The organism is Phyllobacterium sp. 628 (assembly GCF_014189505.1).
Classification (GTDB): Bacteria; Pseudomonadota; Alphaproteobacteria; order Rhizobiales; family Rhizobiaceae; genus Phyllobacterium.
The window spans coordinates 807,670-833,177 of record NZ_CP050301.1; the positions used below are offsets into that span (position 1 = coordinate 807,670).

Consider the following 25,508-nt stretch of genomic DNA (forward strand, 5'->3'; position numbering starts at 1 on the left):
ATGTCCGTTTCCTGACTTTGGAGGAAGCCTTTGACCCGTGCCCGGACAACCGTTGTGGATATTGCCCACGCCGCTGGCGTGTCTAAATCCACCGTGTCGCTGGTTCTGCAGGGCAGTCCTCTGGTCAATGAAAAGACCCGCGAAAAAGTCAACAGTGTCATCGCCGAGCTGGGCTATGTCTACAATCGCGGGGCCGCCAATCTGCGCCAGTCGCGCTCGAAAATCGTCGGCATTGTCGTCAATGATTTGACCAATAGTTTCTTCGCCGAACTGGCTGTCGGCATGGACCTGGTTGTCCAGTCGGCGGGCTACGTGCAGTTCCTCGCCCATAGCGGCGAAAGCGTCGACCGGCAGCGTGAAGTTATAGCCTCCATGCGCGAAAACGGGATTGCCGGGTTGATCCTGTCGCCCGCGCGCGGCACAGAGGCGGTCGATCTCAAGCCTTTGATTGATAGTGGTATTCCGGTCGTCGTCGTCGTGCGCAATCTGCCCGGTGCCAGGGTTTCGACGCTGTTGTCTGACAATTATACCGGCGCCAGGGCGGCTGTCCGCCACCTCGTTTCGCTGGGTCATAGTCGCATCGGTTTCATGGGTGGTTTCCTCGATACGGCTGTCTTTGCCGAGCGGCTGCGTGGTTATCGCGATGCCTTGTTGGAGGCGGGTATTACTGTTGATGACCGGCTGGTCATACACTCCGCGCCGTCGCGTGCAGGCGGTGTTGCTGCGGTTGAGCGTATGGTGCTTTTGACGGATCAGCCAACTGCTGCGCTGTGTCTCAACGATGCGGTGGCCTTTGGTGTCTGCGATGGTTTGCGTTCTGCCGGTATCGAGCCCGGCAAGGGTTTCGGCGTCGTTGGTTTTGACGATGTGATCGAGGCCAAGACTGCCGTTCCGGCTTTGACGACTGTCTCGGTCGATCCGCAAGGCATGGGTCAGCGCGCCGCCCAGCTCCTGCTCAAGCAGATCAATGCCGGTGGCAATGAACAGGAATCGCTGGTCACCTCGGTGCGGCTTGTCGTCAGGCAAAGCTGCGGTGCGCCGGTCAAAAACAATCATCTGGAGGAATTGGCATGACGCGTTGGGGATTGATTGGAGCAAGCACGATTGCTCATGAATGGGTGATCGATGCCATCCGGGCTGAGGGTGGCGAGATTGTTTCGGTCATGAGCACCAGTGCCGAACGCGGCCAGAAATATGCCGCTGATCATGGCATTCCCCACTCTGTTACTTCGGTTGCTGCGCTGGTGGATGATCAGGATGTCGATGCGGTCTACATCTCGACGACCAATGAATTGCATAAAGATCAGGTACTTGCAGCTGCTGCCGCGGGAAAGCATGTCCTGTGCGAAAAGCCGCTGGCGATGAGCCTTGCCGATGCCAGAGCCATGGTTGAAGCCTGCCGCGCCGCCGGTGTGGTGCTTGGCACCAATCACCATCTGCGCAATGCCGCAAGCCATACCGCCAAGCGCGATGCCATCGCTGCCGGCAAGATCGGCAAGCCTTTGGCTGCCCGGGTTTTCCACGCTGTCTACCTTCCCCCGCATCTGCAGGGCTGGCGTCTGGACAAGCCGGAAGCTGGTGGCGGCGTCATTCTCGACATCACGGTTCATGACACCGATACGCTTCGTTATGTACTTGGCGATGATCCGCTTGAAGCCGTTGCCGCAAGCCAGATCGGCGGCCTTGGCAAGGCTGGTCTTGCCGATGGCGTCATGGGCGTGCTGCGTTTCAAGTCTGGCCTGATTGCTCAATTCCATGATGGGTTCACGACCAAATATGCCGAAACCGGTTTTGAAGTCCACGGTTCGGAAGGCTCGCTGGTCGGCCGCAATGTCATGACGCAAAAGCCCATTGGTACGGTTACCCTGCGCAATGCCGAGGGTGAAACCGAGCTGAAGCTTGATCACAAGAACCTTTATGAAACAGGCATTGCAAAATTCCACGCGGCCATTCTTGGACAGGGCCATCCGCCCGCAACTGGCGAAGACGGTGTGTGGTCTCTTGCTGCCGGTCTCGCGGTGACGGAGGCCGCAAGCACCGGCACCGCACAGAAAATCAACCCAGGCCTTTGAGTTAAGAGATCGACACCCAGGAATGAGCAAACACATTACTCCCGAAGAGGCAGCAAACCTCATCCCTGACGCGGCGGTCGTTTCCGTCTCGTCATCGAGCGGCCTTGGCTGCCCCGATCTGATGTTGAAAGCCATCGGTGCACGCTTTGACGCAACGGGACATCCGCGCGACCTGACGACGCTGCATCCCATTGCTGCGGGGGACATGAGCGGTATCAAAGGTATTGACCACATTGCCAAAAAGGGCTTGCTCAAGCGTATCCTCGGCGGCTCCTATCCCTCTGGACCGTCCACGGCCGAACCGCCGCTGATCTGGCAGATGATCGGAAATGACGAGGTTGCTGCCTACAATATTCCATCGGGTATTCTCTTCGATATGCATCGCGAGGCAGCAGCCAAGCGGCCGGGCGTTCTAACCAAGGTTGGGCTTGATACATTCGTGGATCCGGATCGGCAGGGCTGCGCCATGAATGCCTCGGCCGCCAAGGAACCGGTTGTTCGCAAGATTGAATTTGAAGGTGAAGAATGGCTGTTCTTCAAGCCGGTCATTCCGCAGGTTGCCATCATCCGTGCCACGACGGCTGATGAACGCGGCAACCTGACCTATGAGCATGAAGGTGCCTATCTCGGTGGCTTTGATCAGGCTTTGGCTGCGCGCAACAATGGCGGCATCGTCATTGCGCAGGTCAAGCGCATCACCAAGAGCGGTTCGCTCAAACCGCATGATGTGCGCGTTCCCGGCATTCTGGTGGATTATGTCGTGGTTGATCCCGATCAGAAGCAGACGACGCAGACGGTTTATGATCCTGCTATATCGGGGGAAATTTTCCATCCGCTCGATGATTTCGCTCTGCCGGATTTCAGCATCCAGAAGGTTATCGCCCGCCGTGTCGCGATGGAACTTGAAGCAGGCAGCGCCGTCAATCTCGGCTTTGGCATTTCCGCCAATGTACCGCGTATCCTGCTTGAAGAAGGACTGCACGGCGCCGTTACGTGGGTCATTGAACAGGGCCCGGTCGGTGGCATCCCGCTGTTGGATTTTGCCTTTGGTTGCGCGTCGAATGCCGAAGCTTTCGTGCCGTCGCCGCACCAGTTCACCTATTTCCAGGGTGCAGGTTTTGATGCCTCGCTTCTGTCTTTCCTCGAAATCGACAAATCAGGTTCGGTCAATGTTTCCAAGCTGAGCTTCCGTCCGCATGTGACTGCCGGTGCAGGCGGGTTTGTTGATATCACAGCCCGCGCCCGCAAGATCGTCTTCTCCGGCATGTTCAATGCCGGTGCCAAAGTGCATGTCGCGGATGGAAAATTGGTCATCGAAAAGGAAGGCAAGCTGAAGAAGCTTGTCAATGAAGTCGAACACGTCACCTTCTCCGGCCGCCGCGCTATCCAGCAGGGACAGGACATCACCTATATCACCGAGCGCTGTGTCATGGTGCTGCGCCCGGAAGGTATTGTGCTCACCGAGATTGCACCGGGCGTCGATCTGCAGACGCAGATTCTCGATCAGTCGGAATTCCCGCTGGTTGTCGCCCGCGATCTGAAACTCATGGCTGCCGAACTGTTCGCCGAGGGTCCCTTTGGCCTAAAGCTGCCGCAAAAGCCGGAAAGGACGCCCCATGGCTGATTCCCGCATTGATGTCAGTTTCGCCGGATCCGTCGCCACGATCACCGTATCACGTCCGGAAAAGTTGAATGCCTTCGACATCGATATGTTGAAGGAACTGTCCGCCGCATGCGACGCGGTGGAGGCCAATGCGTCTGTTCGCGTCGCCATCCTTACCGGCGCGGGCAAAGCCTTCTCGGCGGGCGGCGATATCAAGGCATGGGCGGCGATGACCCCGAATGAATTTGGCCATGCATGGGTGCGCTTTGGTCACCGGGTTTTTGAGCGGCTGGCAACTCTGCGGGTGCCTTTGATCGCAGCACTCAACGGTCATGCACTTGGTGGCGGGCTCGAACTTGCAGCTGCAGCGGATATCCGCATTACCGAAACGCACATTCGGATCGGCCTGCCGGAAACCGGCCTTGGCATGGTGCCGGGCTGGTCCGGGACCCAGCGTCTGGTTCGCCGGTTTGGCGCGCAGGCCGTGCGCCGTATGGCGCTCGGCGGAGAGATTTTCAGCGCAACGGAAGCGGCTGTACTCGGCATCGTCGATCACGTGGTGGAAACCGGTGCGGCGATGACCACGGCACAGGCTTATGCGGAACGGATCGCCAAGCGCGGACCTGCAGCGGTGGAAGTGGCAAAACTGATGATTGCGTCGGCAAACGGCGAAGACAATGGCACGGCGGTCGAAGCACTCGGCTCGATCCTCGTCGCAAAAACAGCGGACCTGAAAGAAGGTGTTTCGGCCTTTGCCGAAAAGCGTGAGCCCGTGTTCAAGGGAGAATGGTAATGACGGTTTTGATGCGGCCTCAAGCACTCGACAATTTCAAGGTCCGCGAATTTCAGATGCTGATCGACGGCAAATGGACCAATGGCGCAGAAGGCGGTGTGATTGAGCGCAAGAGCCCCGGCCACGGCGTGGTTGTCTCGCGCTATCAGGCTGGCACCAAGGCCGATGCCGAACGCGCCATTCGGGCTGCCCGCAATGCTTTTGATAATGGCCCGTGGTCCCGTATGACCGGTGCCGAGCGCTCGAACATTCTCCTGAAAGCCGCTGACCTGATTGCAGCCCGTTCTGATGAACTCGCCTATCTCGATTGCATCGAGTCAGGCAAGCCGATCTCGCAGGCCAAGGGCGAACTCGGCGGCGCAGTCGATATCTGGCGTTATGCTGCGGCGCTGGGCCGCGATCTGCACGGCGAAAGTTACAATACGCTGGGCGACGGCACGCTGGGTGTGGTCCTGCGTGAAGCCATCGGCGTTATTGCCATCATTACCCCATGGAATTTCCCGTTCCTGATCGTCAGCCAGAAGCTGCCCTTTGCACTTGCTGCGGGCTGCACGGCTGTGGTCAAGCCATCCGAACTCACCTCGGGCTCGACACTTCTCCTGGGTGAAATCCTGATGGAAGCGGGCGTTCCCGCCGGTGTTGTCAACATTGTCGCCGGTACGGGTGCGGAAGTCGGTGCGCCGATGACCACACATCCGGATGTCGATATGGTTTCCTTCACCGGTTCGACGCTGGTGGGCAAGCTGACCATGGCCAATGCCGCGCAGACCTTGAAAAAAGTGTCGCTGGAACTCGGGGGCAAGAACCCGCAGATCGTATTTCCGGATGCCAATCTTGATGACTTCATCGATGCGGCTGTGTTTGGCGCTTACTTCAACGCAGGCGAATGCTGCAACGCCGGTTCGCGCCTGATCGTGCATCGCGATATTGCCGATGAAGTCACACGCCGCGTCGCCGAACTCTCCGCCAAGGTGAAAGTGGGCGATCCGCTCAATCCGGAAACCAAGGTGGGCGCGATCATCACGCCGGAACATCTGGCCAAGATCAATACATACGTGCGCAATGCCGAAACGGCAGGCGCAGCCCTGTCGCATGGCGGCGCATCGCTCGATCTCGGTCTCGGGCAATATATGAGCCCCACGATCCTGTCATCCGTACAACCGGAGATGGCCGTGGCACGCGAAGAAGTGTTCGGTCCCGTACTTTCTGTGCTAACGTTCGAAACGATGGAGGAAGCGATCCGTATCGCAAATTCCATCGATTACGGCCTGTCTGCTGGTGTGTGGAGCCGGGATTTCGATACATGCCTGACGATTGGCCGGCGGGTGCGGGCCGGGACGATCTGGATGAACACCTTCATGGATGGAGCTTCCGAGCTGCCATTTGGTGGTTATCGCCAGTCCGGCCTTGGCCGTGAACTCGGTCGGCATGCAGTTGAAGACTATACCGAAACCAAGACTCTGAACATGCATATGGGGCGGCGTATAGGACTTTGGTTGTAGAATTAAATCGATTGTATTCCCCATTCTGCTTATTGTATGAATGGGTCAGGCTGAAGGATGACTGAAGTCTAGGGTCGTGGGATTTTTTATCTTTTTTTCCTTGGGAGGATTGAATGAATAAGTTGATGAATACGGTTGCCGCAACAGCCATGTTGCTCGGAACCGCAACCATGGCGCGTGCCGCTGAAAACGTCGAAGTTCTGCATTGGTGGACATCCGGCGGTGAAGCAACAGCGCTTGAAGTCCTGAAAAAGGACCTCGAAAAGAAGGGCATCACCTGGTCCGACATGCCTGTCGCCGGTGGTGGCGGTACTGAAGCCATGACCGTGCTGCGCGCCCGCGTCACTGGTGGCAATCCTCCGACAGCCGTACAGGCGTTGGGTTTTGACATCACCGATTGGGCCAAGCAGGGCGTTCTCGCCAACCTTGATGATGTTGCATCGAAGGAAAAGTGGGCCGACGTTATTCCCGGCGCGCTGCAGAACTTCTCCAAGTATGACGGTCACTGGATCGCTGCACCGGTCAATGTCCACTCCACCAACTGGATGTGGATCAACAAGGCCGCGCTCGACAAGGCTGGCGGCAAGGAACCCAAGAACTGGGACGAGCTGATCGCTCTTCTCGACAATTTCAAGAAGCAGGGTATCACGCCAATCGCTCATGGTGGTCAGCCATGGCAGGACGCAACGATTTTCGATGCGGTTGTTCTGTCGCTCGGCAATGACTTCTACAAGGCAGCTTTCATCGATCTCGATCCCAAGGCTTTGGGCGGCGAGACGATGAAGGAAGCGTTTGACCGTATGACCAAGCTGCGCAGCTATGTGGATGACAACTTCTCAGGTCGCGACTGGAACCTTGCCTCCACCATGGTTATCGAAGGCAAGGCTGGCGTGCAGTTCATGGGTGACTGGGCCAAGGGCGAATTCGTCAAGGCCAAGAAGGAGCCAGGCAAGGATTTCGTTTGCATGCGCTTCCCGGGCACTCAGGGTTCTGTGACCTTCAACTCTGATCAGTTCCTGTTCTTCAAGAAGAGCGAAGCAGAGCACAAGTCACAGCTCGTCATGGCATCTTCCATTGAAAGCCCGACATTCCAGTCTGCTTTCAACGTTGTGAAGGGTTCTGCACCGGCACGTACGGATGTTTCCGATGCAGCGTTCGATGCTTGCGGCAAGAAGGCCATCAAGGATCTTGCTGAAGCCAACAAGGCCGGCACGCTCTATGGCTCCATGGCCCATGGTTATGCGGTTCCAGCTGCCATCAAGAATGCGATCTATGACGTAGTTACCCGTGAATTCAACGGCGACCTGACATCAGACGCAGCGGTCAAGGAACTTGTTGCTGCCGTGGATGCAGCCAAGTAATCCTGCTCGTTCTGTCCGGGGCTTTTTGCCCCGGACAGGTTTTCCGTGATTGCACACGGCAATGACAAGAATTTGAAAAATTTGAAGGGGTGAGGCTATGGATACCCGCAGCCGCATACAGGACTTGATACCCAAACTTGTGTTGGGACCGAGCTTTCTGATTGTCCTGATTTTCGTTTATGGATTTATCATCTATACCGGCGTCCTGTCGTTTACTGACAGCAAGATGCTGCCATCGTTTGGCTTTGTTGGCTTTGAGAATTACCGCAAACTCTGGGCCCTGCCGCATTGGTGGGTGGCGATTACCAATCTGGGTATTTTCGCGTCCCTCTATATTATCATTTGCACCGTCATCGGTCTGGGGCTTGCCATTCTGCTGGATCAGAAGATCCGCATCGAAGGCTTCCTGCGGCCGATCTACCTCTATCCCATGGCACTGTCCTTCATCGTCACGGGCGTTGCTTGGAAATGGTTTCTCGATCCCGGCATCGGCCTTGAAAACACCATGCATCAATGGGGCTGGACCAGCTTCGCCTTCAACTGGATCAAGGATTCCAAGATGGCGATTTATACGGTGGTCATCGCCGCCGTCTGGCAAGCGTCTGGTTTTGTCATGGCCATGTTCCTCGCTGGTTTGCGTGGTGTGGACAATGAAATCATTAAGGCTGCTCAAATTGACGGTGCATCCACTGCCATGATTTACCGCCGCATCATCATTCCACTGATGCGCCCCGTATTCCTGTCGGCCTTTGTCGTGCTCGCCCACCTCGCCATCAAGGCTTTTGATCTTGTGAAAGCGATGACAGATGGGGGCCCAGGACAGGCAACAGAACTGCCCGCGACCTTCATGTATTCCTACACATTCACCCGCAATTCCATGGGCATTGGTGCGTCTTCGGCCATTATCATGCTGATTACGATTTTTGCGATCATCATTCCCTATCTCTATTCTGAAGTAAGGGGAGGCAACAAATGAGCGCCTCAAGCCCGGACAATGCAATCTCCAGCGGTAAGCTGACCCGCGTCATCATCTATATCGCGCTCTTGGTATTTGCCTTTTATTTCCTTCTGCCACTCTACGTCATGGTGGTGAACTCGCTGAAAACTCTGGATGAAATCCGTCAGGGGGGCATGCTGTCGCCGCCGCGCGAATGGACCATCCAGCCTTGGCTGGCAGCCTGGTCTTCGGCACAGATTGGCGTGCAGCCGACAGGGCTGAAACCTTACTTCATCAATTCCATCCTCATGGTCATTCCAGCTGTTGCCATCTCGACTGTGATGGGTGCTTTGAATGGTTATGTCCTGACCAAGTGGAAATTCCGCGGTTCGAACGTGATGTTCGGTATGCTGCTGCTCGGCTGCTTCATTCCGTTCCAGATCGTCCTCATACCCATGGCACGTATGCTGGGCATTCTCGGTATGGCTGGGACACTCCAGGGCCTGATCTTCGTCCATGTGATCTATGGTCTAGGTTTCACAACGCTGTATTTCCGCAATTATTACGAAGCGTTTCCGACCGAACTCGTCCGTGCCGCGCAGATTGACGGTGCCAGTTTCTTCCAGATTTTCCGGCGCATCCTTCTGCCATCATCAGGCCCGATCATCGTCGTGTCCGTCATCTGGCAGTTCACCAATATCTGGAACGACTTCCTGTTCGGTGCCTCTTTCTCGGGTTTCAGCAGCACGCCCATGACGGTCGCGCTCAACAACCTTGTGAACTCATCAACGGGCGTGAAGGAATACAACGTGCATTTCGCTGGCGCGATCCTCGCCGCACTACCAACTCTTATCGTCTACATCGTTTCCGGGCGTTATTTCGTCCGTGGGCTCATGTCCGGCGCCGTGAAGGGATAATCAAATGTCATTTCTCCAGATCAAGAATCTGCACAAGTCATATGGCAATGTTCCGATTTTGAAGGATATCAATATCGAGATCGATGAAGGCGGTTTTCTCGTCCTCGTTGGGCCCTCCGGTTGCGGCAAGTCTACGCTTCTCAACACCATTGCCGGGCTTGAGCCGATCAGTTCCGGCGATATCTCCATCAAGGGCAAATCGATCAGCGGCCTGCATCCATCCAAGCGCGATATTGCCATGGTGTTTCAGTCCTATGCGCTTTACCCGAACATGACCGTTGGCGGTAACATCGCCTTCGGTATGGAAATTCGCGGTGTGCCGAAAGACGAGCGGGAAAAGGCCATCAAGCAGGTCGCAGACATGCTGCAGATCGGGCATCTGCTCGACCGTAAGCCAAGCCAGCTTTCCGGTGGTCAGCGCCAGCGCGTTGCCATGGGCCGCGCGCTCGTGCGCAATCCGCAGGTGTTCCTGTTCGACGAGCCGCTGTCCAATCTGGATGCCAAGCTGCGTGTCGATATGCGCACGGAAATCAAGCGGCTGCATCAACGCATGAAAACAACCATCGTCTATGTGACCCACGATCAGATCGAGGCGATGACCCTGGCCACCAAGATTGCCGTGCTCAAGGATGGCGTTCTTCAGCAATTCGGCACCCCGGCGGAAATCTATAACAATCCGACCAATCTGTTCGTGGCTGACTTCATGGGCTCGCCCGCGATGAATCTGCTCAAGGCCAAGATTGAAGGTGGCGCGTCGGACCTGAGCGTCGTGCTCGACCGTCCAGACTCGACCCCGCTGCGCCTGCCGCTCAAGAAGAACAACAGTTCGCTGGTCAGTCATTCCGGCAAGGATGTGATTTTCGGTATCCGCCCGGAAGCTCTGACCGACCCGGACGGCGCAGATCGCAATGCCAGTTCGCTGGTTGAAGGCGAATGCCTGATCGATGTGGTTGAGCCGGCCGGTTCCGATACATTCGCGGTGACCAAGCTTGGCAGCAAGGAAGTGGTGGCGCGTCTGCGTGCCGATGCGCATATCCTGCCGGGACAGAAGACACAGCTGGCGTTCAATCTCGACAAGGCCGTGTTCTTCGATCCTCAATCGCAACTGCGTATCGGCGCCTGAACGAACAGTTTGCCATGAACGCCGCATCGCAACAGGGCCAGTCTCCCGATATCGTCATCATCGGTTCGGGGATTGGCGGGGCAACCATTGCCGCCGGTCTCGCCGGATCAGGTGCTGATATCCTGATCCTCGAGGCAGGCGATCATCTGCCTGACCGGCCCGAAAACCGTGATCCGCGTGCCATTTTCCAGAAGGGTTTTTTCCGCCCGAAAGAGAATTGGTACGATGCGCAAGGCAAGGCGTTCAATCCAGGCAATTACTATAATGTTGGCGGCAACTCGAAATTCTATGGCGCGGTGCTGACGCGTTACCGTGCCGAGGATTTTGCCGAGATGCAGCATCTTGAGGGTGTCTCGCCCGCGTGGCCCTTCGCCTATGATGAACTTGAACCCTGGTACGGCAAGGCCGAAGCGCTGTATCAGGTGCGCGGCACATCTGGCGAAGACCCAACGGAGCCTTTTCATTCCGAGGAGTACAACTTTCCACCCGTTCCGGATGAGGAATCGATGGGTATCTTGCGCCGCCGTTTGCAGGTGGCCGGTGTGCATCCGTTTTCGCTGCCGCTCGGTGTCGATATCGATACTTGGATGTCCCATGGCAAAACGCCGTGGGATGCGCATCCCAACAGCTTTAATGGCAAGATGGATGCGGAAACCGCAGCGCTTGCCCCGGCGTTGAAACATCGCAATATCCGCTTGCAGACCAATTCGCGTGTCACGCGGTTGGAAACGGCTGCCGACGGCAAAGCCATCACGGCCGTGCACTATGTGAAAGACGGAACGGCCTCGGTGGTCAGGCCAAAGCTGGTGATCCTGTCTGCCGGAGCGGTGCAGTCCGCCGTTCTACTGCTGCGCTCTGCCAACAGCAACAACCCTGCTGGCCTTGCCAATCGCTCCGATCAGGTCGGCCGTAATTTCATGAACCACAATCTGTCGGCAGTAATCGGTTTTGATCCGCGCTTCCGTAATGATTCCATCTACCAGAAGACGTTTGGTTTCAACGATTATTACCTCTCGGACGGGCACGGTGGTGCGCCGCTCGGCAATGTGCAACTGCTTGGCCGTATCAGCGGACCCGTGCTGAAATCCGATCTCAAGCTGGTGCCGGAATGGGTGCTCAACCGGTTCTGCGCCCATACGGTGGATTTCCTTGCCATGAGCGAGGATGTGCCGAAGCCCGAAAGCCGGGTGCGCATCGACGGCGACAAGATCATTTTGGAATGGGTGCGCAGCAACTGGCCTGCGCATCAGAAACTGGTAGCGCAGATCAAGTCAGTCTTGCGTGCTGCCGGATTCCCCATCGTGCTGTCCAAAGCCTTCGACCGCAAGACACCGTCGCATCAATGCGGCACAGTCCGCATGGGCACTGACCCGGCACTGGCGCCGCTCGATATCTATTGCCGCGCCTTCGACCATCCCAATCTGTTTGTGGTTGATGCGGCTTTCCTCCCGACATCGGCAGCCGTCAATCCGGCGCTGACCATTGCAGCACAGGCTTTGCGTGTCGCCGATCACATCATTGCCAAGGACCTTGCGCGATGATGAACGCCCAAACAAAACCCGTTGCTGTCATCACGGGTGCGCGCCGTGGCATCGGGCTTGGCATTGCCAAGGCGCTCGCAGCCAAAGGCTTTGACCTCGGCATTACCGATCTCGTGCGCGACGAAGCTGCGGAAACAGCCATTGCGGCACTGGAAGCACTCGGCGCAAAGGTTCTTTTTGTCGAAGCCGATCTGGCTGACCTTGCGGGTCATGCACACACAGTCAGCGCAATCACCGCGGCCTTTGGCCGCATTGATTGCCTCGTCAACAATGCCGGAATTGGTTCGAAAGTGCGTGGTGATTTTCTGGAACTTCAGCCCGCGAACTATGATGCGATTTTTGCGATCAATGTGCGTGGCACCGTGTTTTTCACCCAAGCTGTTCTGCAGGCAATGCGGGAACAAGCGGCCAATACATCGCTGCGTGCCATCATCAACATCACATCGGTATCAGCAGAAATGACGTCGCCTGATCGGCTGGATTATTGCATGACCAAGGCAGCACTGGCTTCCTTCACGCAAGGGTTGGCCGTGCGGCTTGCGGGCGAGTGCATCAGCGTTTTCGACGTGCGGCCCGGCATCATCCGCTCCGACATGACGGCTGTTGCTGCGGCCAAATACGATACGCTGATTGCTGAAGGTCTTGTCCCCATGAAACGCTGGGGCGAGCCGGATGATCTTGGCCGCATCGTTGCAGCGCTCGCCAGCGGGGATTTCAACTTTGCCACGGGCTCGGTCATCAACGTGGATGGCGCCCTTTCAATCAATAGACTTTAGCGGGTTGCGAGACATGAATTTTACCCCCCTCTGTCCTGTCAGACATCTCCCCCAAAATGGGGGTGTCTGAAACATGCAAAACCCATCCAAACAATCATCGTCCTACGATTACATCATCACCGGCGCTGGTCCAGCCGGTTGTGTTCTGGCCAATCGGTTGAGCGAAGATCCTGATGTTAAAGTCCTGCTGCTCGAGGCGGGCGGAGGTGACTGGAATCCGCTGTTTCATATGCCTGCCGGTTTCGCCAAGATGACAAAGGGTGTTGCCAGCTGGGGCTGGTCGACGGTGCCGCAAAAGCACATGAAGAACCGCGTTCTGCGTTACACACAGGCGAAGGTTATCGGCGGCGGGTCCAGCATCAATGCCCAGCTTTATACGCGCGGCAATGCAACCGACTACGACCTCTGGTCGTCAGAGGACGGTTGCACCGGCTGGAGCTATCGCGATGTGCTGCCCTATTTCAAGCGGGCGGAAGACAATCAGCGTTTTGCCGATGACTACCATTCCTATGGCGGCCCGCTGGGTGTTTCCATGCCCGTTGCCACATTGCCGATCTGCGATGCCTATATCCGTGCCGGTCAGGAACTCGGCATTCCTTACAACCACGATTTCAACGGCAAGCAGCAGGCGGGTGTCGGCTTTTATCAACTGACCCAGCGCAACCGCCGCCGCTCATCCGCATCCATGGCCTATCTTGCGCCGGTCAAGGACCGCAAGAACCTGACCATCCGCATGGGCGCGCACGTAACCAGGATCGTCGTTGAGGGCAGCCGTGCCGTTGGTGTGGAAGTGATCAAGGGCAATGGCCGCGAAATCATCCGTGCTGACCGGGAAGTGCTGATCAGCTCCGGCGCAATCGGTTCACCGAAACTGTTGTTGCAGTCGGGCATTGGCCCGGCGGAGCATTTGCGCAGTGTTGGTGTTCCCGTCGCACACCACCTGCCCGGTGTCGGCGAAAACATGCAGGATCATCTCGATCTGTTCGTTATTTCCGAGTGCACCGGCGATCACACCTATGATGGCGTTGCCAAGCTGCATCGTACTTTGTGGGCTGGCTTGCAATATGTGCTGTTCCGCTCCGGCCCGGTGGCATCGAGCCTCTTTGAAACCGGCGGCTTCTGGTATGCCGATCCGCAGGCGCGATCCCCTGATATTCAGTTCCATCTCGGTTTGGGCTCCGGCATCGAGGCGGGTGTCGAACGTCTGAGAAATGCGGGGGTGACCTTGAATTCCGCTTATCTGCATCCGCGTTCGCGTGGCACTGTGCGCCTACAATCATCCGACCCTGCAGCAGCACCGCTGATCGATCCGAATTACTGGAGCGATCCGCATGACCGCAAAATGTCGATCGAAGGTCTGAAGCTCGCCCGTGAGATCATGAATCAGGCCGCGTTGAAACCCTTTGTCATGGCCGAGCGCCTGCCTGGGCCAAAATACAATTCCGATGAGGAGCTGTTTGATTATGGCTGTGCCAATGCCAAGACCGATCATCACCCGGTGGGTACCTGCAAGATGGGCACGGATTCCATGGCGGTTGTCGATCTGGAATTGAAGGTGCATGGGCTGGAAGGGCTGCGCGTTTGCGACAGCTCGGTTATGCCGCGTGTTCCCTCCTGCAACACCAATGCGCCGACAATCATGATGGGTGAGAAGGGCGCCGATATCATCCGCAAGCTCGCACCCTTGCCGCCGACAGTTTTCAGCCATGAGAGGAATGAAAAACGCCCGCGTGCGCGGGCGGATATTCGGTGATCATAAAAAGAGCGGGGCAAACCCCCGCTCTTTCAATGCCTATGGGTGTAGCCTTGTGTCGAGAAACACGCCCGCATCGCGCGCGGCGCTGATAAAAGCGTGGCGCGCCTTATGTGCAGGTTTCCACCCGTCCAAGGCATCAAGGCAGGCCTGCAAGGCCCGGCGGTAATTAGCCCCGGTTTTCAACGGCCAATTGTTCTGCAGGCATTCGATCGCTTCCCAGACGCTGGAAATGGCCCTTTGGCCTGCAGCTCCCAGTCGGATCATAACCGGGATGGGAAAACGCTTGTCGTGCATCACTTCCTCCATGAGTATTTGATGAACTGAACATGCCAGTTGGCGCCGCCAGTCTAACACCGGTAATGAGTCCGGGATGAGTCTGGTTCCATGACAAATTGACGAAATATTTTTGAACGCAATGGCCTGTGAAAACACGGGATTTTGATGAGGTGCGGAAGCTTATCGCAGGTCGGCAGACATCGACCCGACTTCCCGCAGCAGCCAGTCGAGAAACACCTGCATGGCAGGACGTTGCGGGCGGTCCTGCGGACAGGTCAGCCAATAGGCGTGGTGGCTGACAAAGCCGAAGCCTTGCGGGTTGATCAGTTTGCCACTCGAAAGCTCCTCGGCAATCAGCCCGCGTGGCACCAGTGCCAAACCTTGACCAGCAATGGCAGCACGAATGACAAGCGCGTAAAAGCCGAAATGGGTGATACGCTCCGGCGCAAAATCAACAATCTGATGCGCCAGCGCAAATTCATCCCAGCGCAACGGCGTGTGCTTGTGGTCGAGCAGTGGAAACCTGCCGATATCTCCGGGTTTTTCCACGCCGCCTAGCCGGGCAATAAAATGCGGCGCACCGACAAGCGCTACCTCGCGGCCAAAGAGATAATGGTTGTCCTGCCCCGGCCAGTCGCCTTCACCGAAGCGGAAGGCCGCATCCGCCTGATTGATCAGCTCATTATTGGCAAAGGTTGATAATTCCACATCGATATCCGGATGCGCCTCGGCAAAACTGGCAAAACGCGGGATCAGCCAGCGGTCCCCCATGATCGGCAGGATGTGCAGTTTGATGGCATTGGGTGATGAGCCGAGCGCAGCCACGCGTATGGCGGCATTTTCCATGGCACCAAGTGCAATGCGGGCCTCGACCACATAAATCCTGCCGGCTTCTGTGGTGGACAACCCATAGGGCGTGCGCACAAACAGTGGAACACCCGCCAGCTTTTCGACTGCAATCAATTGCTTGCTCACCGCGCTTTGCGTCATGTTCAGCGCTTTGGCGCAAGCGGTCGTGCTGCCATGCTCAGCAATAGCCGCGATGACCTGCAATCCCCGGGTTGATGGATATATCCGGGCGGATACCATCGTTTTCGCCCTCGCCGATTTTACCCCACAGGGTAGTCCATTTTGGAATGGATATGCGAATTCATTTCGTTTGTCGTCCCCAAAACACAACCATAAGCTTCGGATAACGAGAAAAAGGGGAATGAATGCCATGACCGAGCAGTCCGTCCGTTTGTGGGGGGCTCGTTTCAGAACGAGTCCATCGCCAGAGCTGGTTGCGCTTTCCCGCTCGGAAAGCAGCTATTTTCGCCTTGTGCCGTATGATCTGACATCCTCCATCTCCCATGCGCGGGAGCTGGTGCGCGCAGGCATTCTGACCGAACCCGAAACGGAAACTGTTATTGTGGCGATCAAACAGATTGCCGCCGATTATAGGGCGGGCAGTATCGAACCTTCGCCTGCCGATGAGGACATTCACACCTTTCTGGAACGCATTCTTGGCGAGCGGATCGGAATACTTGGCGGCAAACTGCGGGCAGGCCGCTCGCGCAATGATCAGGCCGCCAATGACCTCAAGCTCTATTTGCGCGATGTGGCGCGGGGCATCGGTGCGGACATTCTCCTGCTGCAACAGGCGCTGGTTGGTCAGGCTGAAGCACATGTGATGACGCTCACTTCAGGCTTTACCCATTTGCAGCCAGCACAGCCAATCAGCTTTGCCCACCAGCTTCTCGCGCATGCCCAGACCTTTGCCCGCGATCTTGAACGGCTGCGTGACTGGGATAAGCGTGCTGCGCGGTCGCCGCTGGGTGCCGCTGCCATGGCCGGATCGAGCATCGCCGTGCAGCCGGAACTGTCGGCGCATGAACTCGGCTACGACGCACCGTGCGAAAATTCCATTGATGCGGTCGGCAGCCGCGATCACGTGGCGGAGTTTCTCTTCGTCACTGCCATGTTCGGCGTACACATGTCACGCCTTGCCGAAGAACTGTTTCTGTGGTCTTCGCGTCAATTCCGCTGGATCGAGATGAATGACGGTTACGCTACTGGCTCGTCGATCATGCCGCAGAAGAAAAACTGCGACATTGCCGAGCTGACGCGTGGCCGTGCTTCACGGCTGATCGGCAGCCTCACAACCATGCTGGTGGCGCTCAAGGGCCTGCCATTCGCCTATAATCGCGATTTGGCCGAAGACAAGCACGCTGCTTTCGACACCATCGATGCACTGACGCTGGTGGTTCCGGCCATGGCCGGGCTGGTTCGCACCATGCATGTCAATGTTGACGTCATGCGCAAGCAATCGGTGGATGGTTTTACGCTGGCAACAGAAGTTGCTGACTGGCTGGCCAAAACAGGCGTGCCTTTCTCCGAGGCGCATGAAATCACCGGTTCGCTGGTGCGGTATTGCGAGGACAAGAACATTGGCCTGGAGGATGTCAGCGATGCTGATCTCGCCGCCGTGGATGCCCGTCTGTTGCCCTCGATCAAGGCCAGCCTGACAGCGCAAGCCGCGGTCGACGCCCGTAAGGGTTACGGCGGAACGGCACCGGACCGTGTCAACGAACAGATCACGCGGCTCAAAGCTGTTTTGGATTCGCAGGCGAAATGGCTATCCTCCTACACCAGCCCCACAACGGCACTTGAGAGGTGAGCACCATGGCAAACATCGATAGCGCGGTTTCCATCCCGCCGGCAAAATATTCCATCGCGCATCTGAAGCATCAGCCGCGCCGCCACTATGGGCGCTGGCTTGCTGCAACCCTGATCATTCTGGCACTGGCGCTGATCATCAAAGCCTTTGCGCAGGGGCAGATTGCCTGGCCGGTTGTCGGTCAGTTCTTTACGGCGCCTGCCATTCTGTCCGGGCTGTGGAACACCATCCTGATGACCATCTGTGCCATGGCGCTGGGGCTTGCTCTTGGTGTGGTCTTCGCCATCATGATCATGTCGCCCAATCCGGTGCTGAAATATGTGGCGGTGTTCTACATCTGGTTCTTCCGCGGCACGCCGTTGTTGTTGCAACTGCTGCTCTGGTTCAATCTCGCGCTGATCTTTCCAAAGCTGGGTATTCCCGGCCTGTTCGAAATGCGCACCGTCGATTTCATGACGCCGTTCATGGCAACGCTGCTCGGGCTTGGCATCAATCAGGGTGCATATACGGCCGAAGTGGTGCGTGGCGGCATTCTCTCCGTTGATAATGGCCAGATCGAAGCGGCAAAGGTCATCGGCATGACGCGGCTGACAATGCTGCGCCGTATCATTTTGCCTCAAGCTATGCGCGTGATCATCCCGCCGGTTGGCAACGAAGTGATCAGCATGGTCAAACTGACCTCTGTCGCCAGCGTCATCCAGTATGCGGAAATTATTCGCAATGCCCAGACGGTCTACTATGCCAATAACCGTGTCATGGAACTGCTGATTGTCTCAGCCATCTGGTATCTCGCCGTTGTAACAGTGTTGTCTCTTGGCCAGCACCTGCTCGAAAAACATTATTCCAAGAGTCAGGGCCGCCGGACCGGCAAGCGCATAGCACCTGCCGCAGTGGAAGGAGCATGAACATGTCAGCCATGGTTGCCGCCGTTGACGTGAACAAGTATTTCGGCCCTTTCCACGCGCTGGAGAATATCTCGCTCGAGATCAGTCATGGTGAGGTGCTGTGCATCATCGGACCGTCTGGCTCAGGCAAAAGCACGCTGCTGCGTTGCATCAACCAGCTGGAGCGTATCGATTCCGGTGCCATCTGGATCGATGATGAGCTGGTGGGTTTCCGGCAGGACGACAACAAGCTGTACGAGCTGACCGATGCGGAGATTTCGCGCCAGCGTCTATCGAGCGGCATGGTTTTCCAGCGCTTCAACCTGTTTGCCCATATGACCGTTCTGGAAAACATCATCGAAGGTCCGGTCATCGTCCAGAAGCGGGCGAAAAGTGCAGTTATCCCGGAAGCCATGGCTCTGCTTGAACGGGTTGGACTTGCCGACAAGAAGGATGCCTATCCAAGTGAGCTTTCCGGCGGCCAGCAGCAGCGTATCGCCATTGCACGGGCGCTCGCCATGAAACCCAAACTGATGCTGTTCGATGAACCCACGTCGGCGCTGGACCCAGAGCTCGTCAGCGAGGTGCTGAGCGTCATGCGCGATCTCGCCACCAGCGGCATGACGATGATTGTTGTCACCCACGAACTTGGCTTTGCCCGTGAGGTCGCGCACCGCGTCGTATTCATGGATCGTGGCAAGATCGTCGAGACGGGAACGCCGCACGATATCCTGACCAGCCCGAAAGAAAAACGTACGCAAGACTTCATCGCAGCAGTCTTGTCCTGATCCCAATTGAATGAACAGGCCGGGAAACCGGTCAGAGAGGAACCAGCAATGAAAAACATCACCCGGCTTGCCGTTCTCGGCGGCGCACTGGCCTTCAGCTTTTCCGCCATGGCGCAGGAACTTCCTGCCCGCATCAAGGATGCCGGCAAACTGGTCATTGCGACCATGCCGAACTATCCGCCGATCACCTACAAGGACCCGGCAACCAATGAGCTTCAAGGTTTTGATATTGAGCTTGGTGAAGCCATCGGCAAGGAACTTGGCCTCAAGGTCGAGTGGCAGGAAATCGCTTTCGCGCAGATGCTGCCATCGTTGCAGACCGGCCGCGTCGATCTTGCCATGGCTGGCATGAGCGACAAGAAGGCCCGGCAGGAAACCGCCGACTTTGTTGATTACATGAAGTCAGGTGCACAGTTCTACACCTCCAAGGCCTTGGCGGCTGAAATCAAGTTGGTTGATGATCTCTGCGGCAAATCTGTCGGCGCCAGCCGTTCGACCGACTGGCCGGCACAGATCACCGCATGGAGCGAGGCAAACTGTGTTGCCAAGGGTAAGCCGGCCGTCACAGTCATGGGTACGGAAGGTTCCGCCGATGCACGCACGCAGATCAAGAGCGGCCGCCTGCAGGCAGCGGCACAGGGCAATGAAACGCTGCCTTATAACCAGAAACTGGAACCTGACACTTACGTAACCCTCGGCGAAGCTTTCAGCCAGTCACTGGCCGGTATTCCTGTCTTGAAAAGTGAAACGCAATTGCGCGATTCCGTGAAAGTCGCGCTTGAAAAACTTCAAGCCAATGGTACCTATGATGCACTTTTGGAAAAGTATGGTCTGAAGGCCAACAAGCTGGCGCCTATCACTTTCAACGCGGGCGAATAAGCGTAAGGTCGACTTAACGAATGAGGGCGGTTCTGGTGCACCAGGACCGTCTTTCCATGAAAAGGAATGCAGGATTGATCAAGGTCAGTTTGTCCAATCCGTCGGATCACGTGCAGCTTGCTGCGCTTTTTGAAGAGATGCAGGCGCATTACGAAGTATCCTGTCCGCCGCGTGAAGAAATCCTGCAAGGGTTGCGCGATATGCCGGATGGCACGGAAATTCTCGTGGCTGGCACGACCGAAATCGTCGGGTTTGCCGCGTTTTCCTCTGTCTATCCTGGACCCGGCTTGCAATCTGGTTTGTTTCTCAAGGAATTGTTTGTCTCAAAGCAGTACCGCAGCAGTGGTGCGGGAACCTATCTGATGCAGGCACTTGCCCGGCTGGCGCTGGAGCGCGGCTACAAGCGCGTTGACTGGACTGCGGATCGCAACAATCCGCAATTGCTGGCCTATTACGATGGTTTTGGCGCTACGCCCAAATCGGAAAAGCTGTTTTATCGGCTGGATGGCGATGCACTGGCTGCCACCGCTGCTGGCGATGGCCGCGAAAAGGCCTGATCTATCCGTTTTTCGGCCGCACCAGCCATGTGTAGATTGCGCCCAAAGCCATGAGCACGCACGTCCCTAGAAACACAGCGCGCATGCCAAAATGTCCGCCGATAAACCCGCCCGCCAGCGGCCCGACGACCTGTCCCGCATATTGCGACGAGGTGGCGTAACCGAGGATACCCCCCGCGACACGGTCAGGCACATTGTGGCGGATGACACTGGTGATGCAGGGCAAGAGACCGCCGAGCGCCAATCCCATCAGGAAGCGCAGCAGAATCAGCTGCCAGCCTTGCGTGACAAACGCCTGTGGTATCAAGAGCAACGCTGATATCGCCAAAGCCCCGATGATGACATTCCAGTGGCCGATACGGTCGGCGAGTTTACCCAGGCGCGATGCCGACAGGATGCTGCCCAGCGCCGCCGCCGACATGACGATGCCGGAAACGATGGTGACCTTGCTGACATCGCTGACCAGTTGCGCCACATAGACGGTGATGATCGGTTCGATCGACATATTGGCGAGCATCAGCAACATACCCGTCGCCAACATGGCGATAACCGGGCGTTTGTCCGGGATGGCCGACCAGCCCCCGCTAACTTTGGCACCTTTGACCTTTGCTGGCCGCCGCTCCTCCTTGATGAACAGGCTTGTAGCGATGAAGGTGAAAAAAATGACCCCGCCTGCCAGCCAGAAGGTCGCGCGAATGCCGATCAGCGGCGGCAGCCCGCCGCCGATCAGCGGCCCAACGAGATTGCCCGCCATGATGCCCGATGAAAGGGTGCCCAGCGCCCAGCCGGTGCGGGCTTTCGGTGTCTGCGTTGCCACGAGAACAGTGGAGCCGGAAGCATAGCCGCCCAGCAGCCCGGCAACGAGCCTTAAGGCCACCAGCTGCCAGACATCCGTCGCCATGCCGATCAAAGACATCGCCACGGCCATGCCAAGGCTGGCGCGGATCAGCATCAGCTTGCGGCCGTAGAGATCGGCAAGCTTGCCCCAGAGGGGCGCAACCAGTGCGGCAGTAAAAAAGTCGCGCCATAGGCGGCGCCGGACCATTGGACAATGGCCGCGTGGTCCTTGACTCCCAACTGCTCGACATAGAGCGGCAGGAAGGGGAGGAGCAGGGTCATGGCGACAATGGTGGTGAAGGAGCCGATGAGGCAAACAACGAGGTTCTGCCGCCAGTAGCGCGATTCCGTTTCCGGTTCAGCTGCCGGTGAAGGCACATTCGCCGCGGTTTTATTGCCCGCGCCATCGTCTGTGTTGGATGTATTCATGAAACCCGGATTTCCGCAGCGGAGAACCCGCAGCGCCTCTCACACCTGCGAGGTTCGAACAGGCTTCCACTGTTTCATTCCTGACTGCCAATAGCAATCGTGCAGCCCACCCGAGGCGGCAACAGGTCGCAATCTGCGCGCGCGACCATTGAGTGATCCATCTGCCCGGCTGAAACGTATTTGATGGCAGCAAGACCGGGCGATGGACTCCAGACAAAACAGGCATATCCTCATCGGCCAGCTGTCCCGGCATGCGCAAGGAGAACGGCATGATGAAAGCATTTCCGTTTACAGTGATTGTCAGTGTGTTCCTGCTGCTGGCTGCGCCGGTTCCCGGCTTTGCCGATGAACCGCTCGATACCGGGCAATCCATCATCAAAAAGCAGATCACAGCTTTTCTCAGTGATGATGCAGCGATGGCCTTTTCCTTTGCGTCACCTGCCATTCAGGGCAAATTTGTCAATCAGGATATATTCTTCGAAATGGTCAAACGCGCCTATCAGCCGGTGTACCGGCCAGGCAATTTCGCCTTTGGCCGCAACAAGGTGTCGGACAGTGAAATCGTGCAGGAAGTGGTGATAGCCGGCCCCGATGGCAAAGACTGGACAGCTCTGTATCAGTTGACCAAACAGCCCGACGGTAGCTGGAAGATCAACGCGGTGCGGATGATGCAGGCAGCCCCCGGTCCGGAAATCTGAGTTTTCAATCGCCGGCAAGCTGTTCGATGGTGAAGATTCCATCGGTTTCCGGTTCGGCGATGTAATTATCGTCGGGCGTTTCAAAGGTGATGCGTGTCTTGCGCAGCGCGTCCACCAGTTCGATTGTCCAGTTTTCCTTTAGCCGCCACGCGGTGATTTCGCCCATAATGGGAAAGGTCTTGGCGCAGGCCGGGTCGATCTCGATCTGAGTGCCGCCAATGGTCGTTTCTTTCTTGAGAACCACCTTGCACAGTTTGTCGCCATTTTCGTTGCGAATCTGCCAGGGGCCATAGAAGCTCTCCAGCAGATCAGGATCGATGGAGTCCAGATCCATCGGCGCGACTTCCTGCGCCAAAGCTGCCGTCACCGGCAACGTAGCGAAGAGCGCGAGAGCAAAAATAGCGCGGTGCATGACAATCAGATTTCCGGTTGCAGTGTCCGAAAATTTAGCCGGAATTGCGCATGGGGCAAATGTCTATTCGTCGCACCGGCAACACACATTGGTATGGCATCAGTCTGACGCAGCGGTCGAGCGGGTGATAAACCACTGCGCTGCATAATAGGTGCCGAGCACCCACAGGGGTCCAAGCGGAATGACAAAGCGGAATTTGCCATAGGCCAGCAACGTATCACTCATCAGGAAGAGCATGCCGCCGATGGCTGCCAGCCAGGAGGAACGTGTTTGCAGCAGTTGCGCCCGGCTGATCGCTTGTGCGCCCATCAGGCCAAGCACGAGTGCATAGGCTGTCACCGGCAGCCTGAGTTCCGGTGGTAGGCTTGGCCAGATGCCCCAGACGATCCCGAGTGCAAGCACGGCACAGGCGGCAAACGTCACCGGCATGGCGCCCAGCCGCATATTGCCGGTCAACGCAACGATATAGGCGCAATGGGTGATGAGAAAACACAGGAGCCCGGCCACGAACATATCTTGCGGCAGCATAAGGAAAATGTCGCCGCAGAGGGAAAAGACCAGACCGGTGGCGATCGCCCATTTGTACCGGGCGGAAACCGCCGGCACTGTCCGGACCACCATCAGCAACAGCAGCGCCGTTGCCAGGGGCTTGCTGATATAGTGTAGCCAGCGCCAGCCATCGCCCAGCAACGCGCTTGCTATGGCTGCAATTGCAGCAATCGCAAAGATGATGGTGAGTTTAACCGGGACGGGCTGTGCGGTTCGGGTTGCCATGACTGTTCCTGTCATTTGACTGCCTTTGGCAGTCCGGCCTTGCCAGCCTCTTCCGGATGCAGGCGGACAAAATCGGCTTTGAGATCTGCGGATGTTTTCCGGCTGCCATCATGGCTCCAGCCGGGCGGCGCCACCAGATAAAGCAGACGTTGCCGCAGCGTCAGCTTGGGCGACATTGCATCTTTCAGCATGTTGATCCATTCATGGAATGCGACACGCAATGGATCGAACGTACCGATATTTCTGACGATGCCATAGCGCGGCATATCCTCGTCCAGTTCCTCGACAAACGTGCCGAACATGCGATCCCAAATGATCAGCGTCCCCGCATAATTGGCATCGAGATAGCGGGGATTAGTGGCGTGGTGCACCCGGTGATGGGACGGGGTGTTGAAGATGAGTTCGAACGGCCGCCACATCTTGCCGATGGCTTCGGTGTGGATCCAGAACTGGTAGACAAGGTTAAATCCGTAAACAAAAGCGATGACCGCCGGATGAAAACCCAGCAGCACCATCGGCATCTGCAGGATGAACATGCCGGTGATCTGTCCAGTCCATGACTGGCGCAGCGCAGTCGAGAGATTGTAGTGCTGGCTGGAGTGGTGGTTGACATGCTCGGCCCAGACCCAGCGCACCCGGTGGGCAATCCGATGATAGCAATAGTAACGCAGATCATCGAAAATGAAGGCGATGACGAAGACCCACCAGTGCAGCCCAAGATCAAACAACCGGAATTGCCATACCCACATCAACGCCGTGATCGAGACGAAGCCGAGCAGCAATCCGGCAGCAACATTGCCAGTTCCCATCAGCAGGCTCGTCAGCGTATCGCGGGTTTCAAAGTCACCTTTGCGCTGCCAGTAGCGGATGGCCACCAGTTCGATCAGGATGGCGATGATGTAAAACGGCACCGCCAGTTTGGTGACGTCAAAGAACATGGGTTCGTTCATTGCTGATCCCTCCTGCTGAAACCGTTGCGGGTGTGAGCCATTTGATGACAGTATTTCTGTCTGTTTCGCTGGCAAAGGAAAATACCGGACGCGGCCAGGTAATATCGTGCAGACGCAATTTGAGCATTGCAGGCCCGGCTGCCTCCACGGACATTACATCGCTGTGCGTTACTGACCGTGTCAGGAACTTGTTGCCCACGCCATGAACGAGCCCGACATGGTTGCCGGGAAGCGCAAAGAATGCCGTCCGCCGATCCTGTGAATAGACGATGTTTCCGATCCGGCTTTCCGGATAATCCTGCAGGAACCGCGATATGGTTTGTGCGTCGTCCTGGAGTTGCGGGCGGTTGCTGCCACCCGCCAGATGCACGGCGAAAACCCCGACCGAAATACCGATAACAATCATGCCGATCAGCACTGGCAAACCAAGCACGCAACGCCTCCCCAATAAGCAGATGATCCTGTCCGGCCAATAAAATCGACCGAATCGGCGTCATCCGCATTCTGCTCCCGGCTGCACTTTCCCACACCACTGCCGAAATCTCAATTGGCCGCCACCGCTGTTTGGGAATGTCGCGGCGATGAAAAGATCCTTCGTCGGGCTGACTGGACAGCAGAAGTGAGCCCCTTCCTGCCACATGGCAGTAGTGCCCGCATGCAACACAATATTAATCAATCGGTGAGTGGGCATTTGCGCCCGATTCGATATCCGCAACCTGCATCGTTCTTCACTAGCGTTGCTCACAACTTCAAAGGTTCCGCTTTATGTCATCCGGGTCCAAAAATTATTTACGCAAAGCAATTTTGTTCACAACGGTTTCTTCACTCGTATTCTCCTCCACGGCCTTTGCTGAGCCGTCGAAAGAGGGGGATAAGGTTGGGAGCCCTGCAATAACGAATTCTGGCAGTGGAAATGTCAAAACAGCCAGCGATGGTAAGCCGAGCACGAATGCTGGTGCTTGGTCAGATTTTTTCGATCACGTT

At 56.9% G+C, this 25,508-nt stretch carries 24 protein-coding genes and 1 pseudogene; 18 read left to right on the plus strand and 7 right to left on the minus strand.

Annotation, left to right across the window (positions count from 1 at the left end):
• Positions 1-30 precede the first annotated feature (30 nt).
• The 12 genes from HB779_RS05525 (at position 31) to HB779_RS05580 (ending at position 14,378) form a co-directional block, all read left to right on the plus strand.
• Positions 31-1,074, plus strand: coding sequence for a LacI family DNA-binding transcriptional regulator (locus tag HB779_RS05525; RefSeq protein ID WP_188344780.1), 1,044 nt, complete (start codon positions 31-33; stop codon positions 1,072-1,074).
• Positions 1,071-2,072, plus strand: a complete 1,002-nt coding sequence (locus tag HB779_RS05530) for a Gfo/Idh/MocA family protein (protein ID WP_188344781.1) — start codon at positions 1,071-1,073, stop codon at positions 2,070-2,072. The genes HB779_RS05525 and HB779_RS05530 overlap by 4 nt, the downstream gene beginning before the upstream one ends.
• Before the next feature lie 22 nt (positions 2,073-2,094).
• A complete protein-coding gene (locus tag HB779_RS05535; protein ID WP_188344782.1) occupies positions 2,095-3,696 on the plus strand; it encodes an acyl CoA:acetate/3-ketoacid CoA transferase in 1,602 nt (533 codons plus the stop codon).
• A complete protein-coding gene (locus HB779_RS05540; protein ID WP_188344783.1) occupies positions 3,689-4,468 on the plus strand; it encodes an enoyl-CoA hydratase/isomerase family protein in 780 nt (259 codons plus the stop codon). The genes HB779_RS05535 and HB779_RS05540 overlap by 8 nt, the downstream gene beginning before the upstream one ends.
• Positions 4,468-5,970: an aldehyde dehydrogenase family protein gene (locus HB779_RS05545; RefSeq protein WP_188344784.1), complete on the plus strand. Its 1,503-nt coding sequence runs from the start codon at positions 4,468-4,470 to the stop codon at positions 5,968-5,970. The genes HB779_RS05540 and HB779_RS05545 overlap by 1 nt, the downstream gene beginning before the upstream one ends.
• A gap of 113 nt (positions 5,971-6,083) precedes the next feature.
• Positions 6,084-7,331 (plus strand): ABC transporter substrate-binding protein, encoded by a 1,248-nt coding sequence (locus HB779_RS05550; protein WP_188344785.1) that lies wholly within the window; start codon positions 6,084-6,086, stop codon positions 7,329-7,331.
• A 97-nt stretch (positions 7,332-7,428) separates the two neighbouring features.
• A complete protein-coding gene (locus HB779_RS05555) occupies positions 7,429-8,307 on the plus strand; it encodes a carbohydrate ABC transporter permease (protein WP_188344786.1) in 879 nt (292 codons plus the stop codon).
• Entirely contained in the window at positions 8,304-9,185 is an 882-nt protein-coding gene (locus HB779_RS05560; protein WP_188344787.1) for a carbohydrate ABC transporter permease, read from the plus strand. Before HB779_RS05555 ends, HB779_RS05560 begins: the two co-directional genes overlap by 4 nt.
• Positions 9,186-9,189: 4 nt before the next feature.
• The gene (locus HB779_RS05565) at positions 9,190-10,308 is read left to right on the plus strand and encodes an ABC transporter ATP-binding protein (RefSeq protein WP_188344788.1); all 1,119 of its coding nucleotides are present in this window, start codon (positions 9,190-9,192) and stop codon (positions 10,306-10,308) included.
• A gap of 14 nt (positions 10,309-10,322) precedes the next feature.
• The gene (locus tag HB779_RS05570) at positions 10,323-11,849 is read left to right on the plus strand and encodes a GMC oxidoreductase (protein WP_188344789.1); all 1,527 of its coding nucleotides are present in this window, start codon (positions 10,323-10,325) and stop codon (positions 11,847-11,849) included.
• Complete coding sequence (locus HB779_RS05575; protein ID WP_188345788.1) at positions 11,849-12,625, plus strand: 3-ketoacyl-ACP reductase; 777 nt, start codon at positions 11,849-11,851, stop codon at positions 12,623-12,625. Before HB779_RS05570 ends, HB779_RS05575 begins: the two co-directional genes overlap by 1 nt.
• 73 nt (positions 12,626-12,698) lie before the next feature.
• Positions 12,699-14,378: a GMC family oxidoreductase gene (locus HB779_RS05580; protein WP_188344790.1), complete on the plus strand. Its 1,680-nt coding sequence runs from the start codon at positions 12,699-12,701 to the stop codon at positions 14,376-14,378.
• 39 nt (positions 14,379-14,417) lie between these two features.
• Here HB779_RS05580 and HB779_RS05585 read toward each other — a convergent pair whose 3' ends face one another.
• Positions 14,418-14,675 carry a DUF982 domain-containing protein gene (locus HB779_RS05585; RefSeq protein WP_188344791.1) on the minus strand — a complete coding sequence of 86 codons (258 nt, stop codon included), beginning with the start codon at positions 14,673-14,675 and terminating at the stop codon, positions 14,418-14,420.
• A gap of 162 nt (positions 14,676-14,837) precedes the next feature.
• Positions 14,838-15,746 carry a LysR substrate-binding domain-containing protein gene (locus HB779_RS05590; protein WP_188344792.1) on the minus strand — a complete coding sequence of 303 codons (909 nt, stop codon included), beginning with the start codon at positions 15,744-15,746 and terminating at the stop codon, positions 14,838-14,840.
• Between the two features lie 130 nt (positions 15,747-15,876).
• Here HB779_RS05590 and argH point away from each other — a divergent pair, with 130 nt between their 5' ends.
• The 5 genes from argH to HB779_RS05615 are packed head-to-tail and all read left to right on the plus strand — an operon-like array spanning position 15,877 to position 20,424.
• Positions 15,877-17,316, plus strand: a complete 1,440-nt coding sequence (gene argH, locus HB779_RS05595) for an argininosuccinate lyase (protein ID WP_188344793.1) — start codon at positions 15,877-15,879, stop codon at positions 17,314-17,316.
• Between the two features lie 5 nt (positions 17,317-17,321).
• On the plus strand, positions 17,322-18,221 hold the full coding sequence (locus HB779_RS05600; protein WP_188344794.1) for an amino acid ABC transporter permease: 900 nt from the start codon (positions 17,322-17,324) through the stop codon (positions 18,219-18,221).
• On the plus strand, positions 18,218-18,988 hold the full coding sequence (locus HB779_RS05605; protein ID WP_305848986.1) for an amino acid ABC transporter ATP-binding protein: 771 nt from the start codon (positions 18,218-18,220) through the stop codon (positions 18,986-18,988). Before HB779_RS05600 ends, HB779_RS05605 begins: the two co-directional genes overlap by 4 nt.
• A gap of 48 nt (positions 18,989-19,036) precedes the next feature.
• Positions 19,037-19,867, plus strand: a complete 831-nt coding sequence (locus HB779_RS05610; RefSeq protein WP_188344795.1) for an ABC transporter substrate-binding protein — start codon at positions 19,037-19,039, stop codon at positions 19,865-19,867.
• Between the two features lie 56 nt (positions 19,868-19,923).
• Positions 19,924-20,424, plus strand: a complete 501-nt coding sequence (locus HB779_RS05615; RefSeq protein WP_244642467.1) for a GNAT family N-acetyltransferase — start codon at positions 19,924-19,926, stop codon at positions 20,422-20,424.
• Between the two features lies 1 nt (position 20,425).
• Here HB779_RS05615 and HB779_RS05620 read toward each other — a convergent pair.
• Positions 20,426-21,690, minus strand: a pseudogene (locus HB779_RS05620) (multidrug efflux MFS transporter).
• A 269-nt stretch (positions 21,691-21,959) separates the two neighbouring features.
• Here HB779_RS05620 and HB779_RS05625 point away from each other — a divergent pair.
• On the plus strand, positions 21,960-22,388 hold the full coding sequence (locus HB779_RS05625; RefSeq protein ID WP_188344796.1) for a DUF4864 domain-containing protein: 429 nt from the start codon (positions 21,960-21,962) through the stop codon (positions 22,386-22,388).
• A gap of 4 nt (positions 22,389-22,392) precedes the next feature.
• Here the strand turns inward: HB779_RS05625 and HB779_RS05630 are convergent, their stop codons facing one another.
• The 4 genes from HB779_RS05630 to HB779_RS05645 all read right to left on the minus strand — a co-directional run bounded on the left by HB779_RS05630 (position 22,393) and on the right by HB779_RS05645 (position 24,957).
• The gene (locus HB779_RS05630) at positions 22,393-22,800 is read right to left on the minus strand and encodes an AprI/Inh family metalloprotease inhibitor (RefSeq protein ID WP_188344797.1); all 408 of its coding nucleotides are present in this window, start codon (positions 22,798-22,800) and stop codon (positions 22,393-22,395) included.
• 99 nt (positions 22,801-22,899) lie between these two features.
• A complete protein-coding gene (locus HB779_RS05635; protein WP_188344798.1) occupies positions 22,900-23,574 on the minus strand; it encodes a lysoplasmalogenase in 675 nt (224 codons plus the stop codon).
• 11 nt (positions 23,575-23,585) lie between these two features.
• Complete coding sequence (locus HB779_RS05640; protein ID WP_188344799.1) at positions 23,586-24,524, minus strand: sterol desaturase family protein; 939 nt, start codon at positions 24,522-24,524, stop codon at positions 23,586-23,588.
• A complete protein-coding gene (locus HB779_RS05645) occupies positions 24,502-24,957 on the minus strand; it encodes a hypothetical protein (RefSeq protein WP_188344800.1) in 456 nt (151 codons plus the stop codon). The genes HB779_RS05640 and HB779_RS05645 overlap by 23 nt, the downstream gene beginning before the upstream one ends.
• Positions 24,958-25,508: the final 551 nt, after the last annotated feature.